At 49.4% G+C, this 9,562-nt stretch carries 7 protein-coding genes; 1 reads left to right on the plus strand and 6 read right to left on the minus strand.

Annotated features, from left to right (window positions below):
* The 6 genes from glmS to PMI05_RS04780 all read right to left on the minus strand — a co-directional run.
* Positions 1 to 1,078, minus strand: a 1,078-nt coding sequence (gene glmS / locus PMI05_RS04755; protein WP_007717888.1) for a glutamine--fructose-6-phosphate transaminase (isomerizing), incomplete at its 3' end; no start/stop codon positions are given.
* 44 nt (positions 1,079 to 1,122) lie between these two features.
* Complete coding sequence (locus tag PMI05_RS04760; protein WP_007717891.1) at positions 1,123 to 2,484, minus strand: nucleotide sugar dehydrogenase; 1,362 nt, start codon at positions 2,482 to 2,484, stop codon at positions 1,123 to 1,125.
* A gap of 30 nt (positions 2,485 to 2,514) precedes the next feature.
* A complete protein-coding gene (locus PMI05_RS04765) occupies positions 2,515 to 3,306 on the minus strand; it encodes a response regulator transcription factor (RefSeq protein WP_007717894.1) in 792 nt (263 codons plus the stop codon).
* A complete protein-coding gene (locus tag PMI05_RS04770; protein ID WP_007717897.1) occupies positions 3,303 to 4,745 on the minus strand; it encodes a glycosyltransferase in 1,443 nt (480 codons plus the stop codon). The genes PMI05_RS04765 and PMI05_RS04770 overlap by 4 nt, the downstream gene beginning before the upstream one ends.
* 17 nt (positions 4,746 to 4,762) lie before the next feature.
* Entirely contained in the window at positions 4,763 to 5,947 is a 1,185-nt protein-coding gene (locus tag PMI05_RS04775; RefSeq protein ID WP_007717900.1) for a HEAT repeat domain-containing protein, read from the minus strand.
* A 21-nt stretch (positions 5,948 to 5,968) separates the two neighbouring features.
* Entirely contained in the window at positions 5,969 to 8,191 is a 2,223-nt protein-coding gene (locus PMI05_RS04780; RefSeq protein ID WP_007717904.1) for a hypothetical protein, read from the minus strand.
* A 506-nt stretch (positions 8,192 to 8,697) separates the two neighbouring features.
* Here PMI05_RS04780 and PMI05_RS04785 point away from each other — a divergent pair.
* Positions 8,698 to 9,562 (plus strand): NAD(P)/FAD-dependent oxidoreductase (locus PMI05_RS04785; protein ID WP_007717908.1); only part of this gene is annotated, 865 nt, incomplete at its 3' end.

Genomic DNA, 9,562 nt, shown 5'->3' on the forward strand with positions numbered 1-9,562 from the left:
CTGCCAATGTATCTGCTGTTTCCCCTGATTGACTGACGGCAATCGTAAGCGTATTGGGTTGAAAGAGTGGGCGACGGTAACGAAACTCCGACGCTACATCTACTTCTACCGGAATCTGTGCCAATCGTTCGATCACATGCTTGCCGATCAAGCCCGCATGATAAGCGGTACCGCATGCGACAATGTAGATTTTTTCCACACGCTTGGCACTTGCTTCTGATAGCTGAAGATTGGGAAAAATAACCTTTTGCTGTGTAGCATCGATTCGACCTGTCATTGTATTGCGCAGGGCACGTGGCTGCTCGTAAATTTCCTTTTGCATATAGTGAGCAAAGCCGTCTTTTTCCGCTTGTTCCTTGTCCCACTCAATCCGCACCAGCTCTCGCTCGATTGGCTCCGTCGTATCCAGACGCACGACGTGAACTGAATCTTTGGTCAGAATCGCCAGGTCTCCGTCTTCGAGAACGTACACTTCGCGCGTATGCTCCAGGATCGCCGGGATATCAGAACCGATGAAATTCTCATTCTCCCCTACCCCGATAATCAACGGGCTCGCCATACGAACTGCAATCAGCTTGTCAGGCTCATGCTCCGTCATCACACCGAGGGCAAATGCTCCGCGAATTTTGCCAGCGACCTTCTGCACTGCCGCCACCAGGTTGTTGTCGTATTCCTGCGCCAAAAGGTGCACGATGACCTCCGTGTCCGTCTCCGAAGTAAACGTCACGCCTTTTTCGATCAACTCCTGCTTGAGATCCAGATAGTTTTCGATAATGCCGTTATGCACGATCGAGAACTTGCCGGATTGATCAAAATGAGGATGAGAGTTTTCGTCAGACGGTCGTCCGTGTGTCGCCCAGCGCGTATGACCAATGCCGATGGAGCCCTGCAAGCCGGACTTTTGGGTTTGGCTTTCCAGTACGTCAATTCTGCCTTTTGCCTTGCGAATGCCGATGGTTGCTCCATCACAAATCGCAATGCCCGCTGAATCGTAGCCTCTGTATTCCAGCTTTCGCAGCCCATTGATTAGAATCGGCTGCGCTTCCCTGTTCCCGATATATCCCATAATTCCGCACATGTCTTCGGTTCCTCCCTTGTTGCGTATAATGTTCGGACTTTGTATTATGCGAGCAAACTGACGACTTCCTTCTCCTGCCTGATAGCGACTGAGGTTCCGATGCGATACACATTCGGATTCGTGATGCCCTCAAACGCATTTCGTGTATCGATAATGGCCACTCCCAAATCCGCCAGCTCCTGATAGGCAAAGCTTTGGTGATTCGTAATAAGCACCATGCAATCGTAAGTCTTGAACGCCTCGTAGTCATTGGCGATGGAGTGGATGATCTCACCTTTTTTATTCACAAAGCTCTGCGCATACGGGTCGTAATAGTCGACAGTTGCGCCGCTATTGGTGAACAGCTCGTAAATCTCCAGCCCAGGTGATTCCCGCAGGTCATCGACTTCCGGCTTGTAGGCCATGCCAAGAATTAAGATGCGTGAGCTGTTGATCGCTTTGGCGTAAATGTTAAGCACCTGTGCTGTCTTATTGCGCACATAGTCCGGCATGTTGTCGTTAATCGATTGGGCGATCTCAATAAATTGGCTGTGAAAACGAAAGCCCTTGGCCTTCCACGACAAATACATCGGATCGAGCGGTATGCAATGCCCACCGATTCCGGGTCCCGGGTAAAACGGCATGAACCCGAAAGGCTTGGTCGATGCGGCCTTGATTACTTCCCAAACATTGATGCCCATTCTGTCGCACATCATTGCCATCTCATTCATGAAGGCAATATTGACGCTACGGAAGGTGTTTTCCAAAAGCTTGGACATTTCCGCCACCTTTGGCGAAGAGACTGGCACGACAGTTTTGACCAGGCTGCCGTACAAGAGCGTGCCTAACTCCATGCAACGTTCTGTCGTCCCACCGATCACCTTTGGCGTATTGTACGTACTGTATTTGCGATTGCCCGGATCGACCCTCTCTGGCGAATAGCAGAGGAAAAAGTCAATGCCAGCCCGATAGCCCAGCTTTTCAAATTCGCGCTGGATCAGCTCCTCCGTCGTTCCCGGATAGGTTGTGCTCTCCAGCGTAATGAGCATTCCTCTTTTCATGAATCTCTTGATTTGCTCGACAACGTTTGTAATGTAAGAGGTGTCTGGGTCTTGATTGGGACTGAGTGGCGTCGGAACGCAAATGCTGATCGCATCCAGCTCTTCGATGACGCTATAATCAGTCGTCGGAAAAAAGCGATTGGTCGCGAGGCATTCCTGCAAGGTTTCATTGGAAATATCCTGGACGTAAGACTCTCCTCTTTTCAGGCTCTCGATTTTTCCGCCATGCAGATCGATTCCGATTACGGTATAACCACTCTTGATCGTCTCTACCGCCAGCGGCAGCCCTACATACCCAAGCCCAATGACACCCACTCTCGCTGTCTTGCGTTGAATCTTTTGTTGCAGTTCCTCGTATCTCGCCATCCTCGTTTCTCTCCCTTTCTCTTTCTAGAATTATGAAATCAGCCTTTTCACCCTGGCTTCTAGCTCTACCGGGGAGAATGGCTTGGTAATGTAGTCAGATGCTCCCATTGCAAACGATTTTTGCACATCTTCTTCCAGACGTTTGTCTGTGAGGACCATGATCTTGCTCATGGAAGCGCTGATATGCTTGATTTTTTCCATGAGCTGGTATCCATTGAGGATAGGGAGATTCAGGTCGGTAATCACAAGATCAGGGGCGACCTCCTGATACTTTTCCATGCCATCCATCCCGTCATTGGCTACCGTAACGAGATACCCTTTGCGCTGAAAGTAGATGCTCAAAAACTCGTTGACAGTCTCATCATGGTTAACCAGCAAAATACTTGCCGGCTCCTCTTTTTGAGCGGGATTCTGCTCGTAAATCTTGATCTCCCCATGAGCGCCTGGCTCTCTCATCTCTTGGATCATCCGCATCAGCATTTGACCGGACGAGCGCGAGCTTTCGGGAAAACTCGCAATCAAGAGGCTGCCTGCTAGCAGTTTGTGCTCTTGCAAATAGTCTTTTACACGCAAAGCATGGAAATGGGTGCTCGAAAGCTTCTGTCCTTCAAGCAGTATTCCGAAGAGCTGCTTGTTTTTGTCATACGCGTAGTGCAAAGCAATCTCGGAGCCGTCACCTGAACGAGTGCCCAGGTCTTGCTTGATCAGCTCCATTGACTCTTTCGTGAGGGTTTTGCAAGCCACCAGAATAACCCCACACGCCAATTGTTTCTCTTCCATCTTGCTCAGATGCTCGTAAAAAACAGGTACGAGATTACTCATGATCTAGCCTCCAAACTTGAAATGTTTTCGCTGCTCTTCGTCTGCCAGCTCGTCCGCGTCATCGTTCCCCAGGAGTTGTTGTTGCGCAAATATTCAATATGACCGAGGAATCTCCAGATGACGCCGATTTGCCGATAGCCGAAGAACATCAATATCGTATAGAAAAGCATTTTGACGATGTCTCGAAAACGCGGATAGCGTCGAAATGCGATTTCCTCCAGCAATAAGGAGCCAATGCCAAGCAGCATGCCATACAGCACATTGAGCAAGCCGTAGATTAAGAGGACGTAGCCGTTGGTCATATCCAGCAAGGTATAACCGATGAGGGCCAATAGACCCGTGATGCGAAAGTACGGATTCAAGGTTTCAAACAAGATATTAAACGGTAGCGTGAGCATCCCGAACAGCTTGTACTTGGGGCGAAACGCCATGTATCTGCCGTACTCAATCATGTTTTTCAGATTGCCGCGTCCCCATCTGCGCCGTTGACTGCCCAAGATTTTGAGCGTATCCGGCGCTTGTGTCCAGCAGACCGCATCGGGGCAAAATGCCACTCGGTACGGTAGCTTGTTTTCCAGCATATACTTGTGCAGCTTGATGATAATGTTCATGTCTTCACCCGGATACCCCTCGCGATAACCGCCTACCTTGATGATGTAATCCTTGCGAAAAACACCGAACGCGCCTGAGACGATAATCAATCCGTTGATCGCGCTCCAGCCGATCCGTCCCCCGAGAAACGCCTTGAGGTATTCGACGGATTGCATCATCGGCAAAAACTTGTCTGGCAAACGAATGTCCTTCACGACACCGTCTTCGATCTTGCAGCCGTTGGCAATGCGGATATCTCCGCCGATGGCAACTGTTTCATCCGGGTTTTCCATATACACCTTCGCAATGCGAATCAGCGCGTCTTTTTCCAGCAAGGAATCTGCATCAATGGAAGCGATCAACGGATAGTGGGAGAGATTGATCCCCGCATTGAGCGAGTCAGCTTTTCCTCCGTTCTCTTTGTCGATCAAATACAGATTCGGAAAAGCCGGATTGTGGTAGATTCCCCTGATCTTCGATGTATGAAGAAGCGGCTGCACCGGCATGTGCTCAGAGTAAACCAACGAAAACTCGTTAATCATTACCTGCAAGGTAGCATCCTTCGATCCATCGTTGACCACGAGCACCTCGTAGCGCGGATAGTTCAAGGATAAGAGCGACCTTACATTTTCAATAATCGTCAGCTCCTCGTTGTATGCTGGCACGAGAATCGAAATCGGCGGAACGTGCTCAGAGCCTGAAAGTGTCTGGAATCTCGAATAGATGGAGCTTTTTAAGATTCCCATGATGCTATTAAACGAGAACAGCATGATGATGAAGTACAAAGAGTTGATCGTGATGACGTAATAGACGGCAAATACTCCGTAGTAAAGTAGAAAATCTCTCATGGCAGCCTCCTTTCGCTCTATCTTTCCAGTGCCTGAACCGTGGAAATCGTTTTGCGATACGACTTGCGGTACAGATGCAGCTTTTCGTTGTATTGCACGAGCTTCTCGGTCGCTGTCGCACCCTGTAGAACTAGCTTCTCTTTTTCCAGCTCCTCCTGGATCACTTGATGAGCCATCTCGCTCTTATGACCGTTTCTCTCTTCCTGCAAAATTTCACACAGGGCGGCAAAGCCTTCCACCTCTAACTGCGCCAGGCTGCGCGCACTGTGATGACGAACCCACCAGTTCGCATCGCCCACTGCCTTTTTCAGCGAAGGAATGTACGAATGCAATTTCAGTGAGCCAATTGCCTTCGCTGCCATTGCCCGAATTTCCCAATCTTTGTGATTCATAAAATCAGTGACTGTCTGCTCATTCATATAGCGGGTATCCCGACACATGAGCTTGACTGCCTTAATTCGGACTTCCTTGTCAGGCGATTGAATGAGCTGGAATAGCGCGGGCTCAATGCCGGGCTGGGCATGCACAGCGTAGCCAATCAGCCCGATTTGGACCAGTTCAGCATCGGATTCTTGTAAAAACTGTGCAAAAAGCGGTGCCGTATCCACCTGCGAATCACTGATGATGTCCACGATGAGCTGGTGGACATTTTTCTTCGCTCCGACAACATGGGTCACCATTTCCCGCAAATCTTCTGTGTTGCGTGCACATTTGGCGACAGAGCGAGCAATGATAAAAACACTAATGTCATTTGTGTTTTTTTGCAGGAGGGTTAAGAGAGCAGGTACAGCGAGCTTGGAACGCATGATCCCCAAATTGTAAACGGCATCCACTCTCGTCCATTTCCACCAGCCATTTAGTCTTTGCATGTCCAGCTCTACGAGTCCCATATCCTCGCAGAGCCAGATCAGCTTGTCCCGATGAATGCCAGTGACCCGCTCCATCAGCTCAAACAGCTTTTTCTGAATGATTTGCTTTTCTTTTTGCGTCACAGCGCCATAAGGCACTTGCAAACGCTCCTCTTCTTCCCCGTGTGCCTGGAGGTAAACGAAGTAGTCGCGATATTTTTCCAGACAACGCATGGTCTGTTTCTCCACCGAAATGTTGCGCAGCTTCAGTGCGAACAAGACAAGCAAGCCTAGTACTGTCAATCCACATAGCGCGTACAGAAAAACAATTGCCGTCGCCAATGGTGTTTGCACGTTTGCCACTCTCCTATCCAATCAAGGCTGAGTCCCGATCTTCACCGGAGCCTCAATCTCATGGAATGCTTTTTTTAGTATGGAATAGCTCTGTTTTTTTCGTTCGTGATAGCCTACCTGCTCCCAGCCTTGCCATGTATACATCGGGAGCTTCGTCACTGCATAAGCGTTTTGCCCGACGATTTGTTTCGTCGCTGTATCCACCAGGAGCGGTAGGATGCGTATGCCTTTCGTCTTCTTCGTCGTGAAGCTTTTGCCATCATCTTCATAGCTCATGACGGACAAGGAGCTCGGATCTGTAAATCCAAGCAGCATCCACGGTACTCTCAGCTCCACCACTTTACCCTTTGCTTGCCAGGCGGTTCGTGAGTCGTACTGCGGATCTTGGGCATCTGTCGTTCCCCGGATCAGCTTGCCGACCTCGACTTCCTCCAACGGATAGTACTTCTTGCTGTCTGGCGGCTCCATCTCCAGGCTAACGGCCAGCTTCCACGGCTTGAATATCCCGGAATTGTCTTTTTTCTCCTCTTCCTTGACCGCAAGCATGCCGTAGCGTTTTCCGTATAAGCGTGCATGAAAGTCGTAATTGGCAGCGATTTGAATCTGGCTCTCGTCTGCTTTTCCCAACGCGATCAGCGTTTCTAGACCCTCATCCAGCGTCAGGCCGGGAAGCTGAGCAGCATGCTTGTTCCCGCCAGGAAGCGTATCAACGCCCACATAGAGCTGTTGTTTAGCCGGGTCAAACTCTTCCTTCAACTGAGCAAGGAAATAGACGTACCCTTCATCATGTGTCATCCAGATTTCGTCGACGCCTGGGACTTGAACATCGAGGCGTTGCTTCTCTTCCGGCACGAGCTGATCCCAATCTGTGCGATTCCCATCGATGGTCAGTACGCCTTCTTTGTTCGGGTACATGCCGAGGACTCCAAACAGAGACTCATTGGTCAACACGTTGATCCACAGGGAGCGCCGATCTTCCGGTAACTCAAAGCGCATCGTGTTCCACGTTTTTTTGAACCACTCGTCCTGCCAGACGAATACGATTGCTCCTGCATAACCCTCCTGATGGATTTCTTGCAAAAGCTCGACATCGACCTCTCCCTGCTGCTTTTCTGAATGACCACCCTGATTGCGCCCCAAATTGCCCAGATGGGCGACTCCCACCGATGACGGGACCCCGAATTCTGTCACCATAATCGGCATGTTTTTGTGATACTGCTTCAGTTGTCGCAAATACGCTTTGTACGTATCGATTTGCCCTGCATCGTTCTTCAGCTGTTGCAGGGTAGTGTCGTAACGGAAGAAATCTGGATAATACGGGTACACGTGATAGGAAGCGAAGTAGCCTGCCTCCCACTGCGTTGGCTCTATATGGGTAGGATCGACACTAACCAAATCCTCATGATGGATCGGCTCTCCCGGATGCGATAAGGGGTCTGTTGTCACCCAATTGGTGAAGGTCATCGGATGCTGCCAACCGTATTTGCTCTCCTCCATTGCGACGGTATCCACCATTTCAGCAATCCAAGTCTCAAAAGCGGTTGCATTCGGTGTCGCGTGGAAGTACTTCCCTTGATAGGGAGCAACTTTTTGATGCAGGCGGTTGGTGTTTTTCACCATCACGGGGTCCCACTCGGTCCCTGTGTGCCAGCCAATCAAGTATTTGCCCGCATTGGCACGGTATGTACCACTTGCCTTTCCCGGTTTTTCCGGCAGGGTGATGTCCCCGTAAACAGCGCCGACTGCATCCTTGATTTCCTGTCGAAACTCCTCGCGAATCTCTGGCAAATAGGCGTCTTTCTTTTCAATCAACAGCTCTTCTGGACTCCAAATACCCTGCATCAAATAGAGAGGGTCTCCTTCTTTTTGCCGATTGTAATCGACCAGAGCTTCATAAAAGACAGGAGAATGGATGGTATACACACGAATGACGTTCGCTCCCATCTCGTCGATCATCGCGAACCAGCGCATGTAATCCTCTCTTGTTATGGGAAGCTCACCCGGATAATGACCCGGTAACGATGCCCCCAAATTGACGCCTTTCGCAAAAAAGGGCTGCCATTTCTGATTCTGATAGACTTCGAACAGCTCGCCATTTGCGCGAAATTTTAATTGAGTACCTGTAGTCGTCTCCATGCTTTCGACACGATCTGCTGCCCAAAACCACCAGAAGGCACTTGCCCCCACCACGATCAGCATGGTCAGGCTCATCCAGCGCCATCTTCTCTTTTTTGTTGGCTCCATTCCTCGTCAACCTCCGATATGTTGCCACGTCACAGTCATTGTAAACATAGGGAGCGAATCGTTCCCATAGACAAAAATCACTATTGTGTCTTTTTCAGATTTGTCATGAAATTGTAATGTTGGGACGTATTCGCCTCCATCGTCCTACGTTTTTTGTAGAGAAGTCCTGCAACCGGGACGGTCTTCTGGCCCACACTTTTTCTCAATTAGGTATATTTACTCGTTCCTTTTTTTTCCTTTTCGCTTGTGAAAATGGTAGGTTGCTACTATTTGGAAAGTGCTGGAGTTTGTCGATATAAGGGATTATTTACAAAAAGAATATAAAGTGTATCGCGACTTGATTCTCAGGAAGGTTTGTTTATAATAGATATCAAAGGTCTACAATAGATGTTTTAAATGTGCTGGTTGCTGCTCTGAACCCTAGGCTTCTTGCAGGGAACTAGAAAGAATAGGTTTTTTGTTTTTATATTAGGGATATAAAGAATCTATAAAGGTGGTATACAAACATGAATCAACTTATCGATGTAGGGATTATTGGCGGCGGACCAGCAGGTATGAATGCCGCTCTCGCACTTGGCAGGGCAAGAAAAAGTGTGGTCGTTATCGATGAAGGTCGTCCACGCAATCGTGTTACACGTGAGTCGCATGGCTTTCTTACGAGAGACGGCATCACTCCGAACGAATTTCGTCAGATTGCAAGGGAGCAAATCAGCGCCTACCCCTCCGTTCACTTTGTGGAGGATACAGCTGTAACGATCACGGGACACGATGGAAATTTTCTCATTACGACTGCACAGGGAGCGACTTATCAGAGCAAAAAGCTGCTGTTCGCAGTGGGAATGAAGGATCTTCCTTTGCCTATTAACGGATTAGCACAAGTGTATGGAAAAAGTGCTTTTGTCTGCCCTTATTGCGATGGATGGGAATTACGCGACCAGCCACTCGTCTTGATCGCCAATGGAGAAAAGGCATTGCACTTGGCAAAAATGCTGTCTGGTTGGACCAATCAATACACCGTCTGCACCAATGGACTAGATGAATTCACGGAAGAACAAAGGTTGGAGCTGTTGCAGCATCGCGTTCCTGTCTTTGACTCCCCGATTGAGCGTATTGTATCTGTCGATGGGATGGTGCAGCGCGTTGAGCTTACAGATGGCAACTTCATATCGTGCACCGGGATCTTTTTTGCTCCCAAGCTCGTGGCTGGATCTGACTTGCCGCAAGCATTAGGGTGCCAGGTAACGGAAGCAGGAACGGTCATCGTCGACAGCTTTGGGAAAACGAGCGTACCGGGTGTCTACAGTGCAGGAGATGCAGCAACTACACACTACCAGGTGATCACCGCCGCTGCTCTAGGCTCTGCGGCTGGGA

This window comes from Brevibacillus sp. BC25, from assembly GCF_000282075.1.
Lineage (GTDB): Bacteria > Bacillota > Bacilli > Brevibacillales > Brevibacillaceae > Brevibacillus.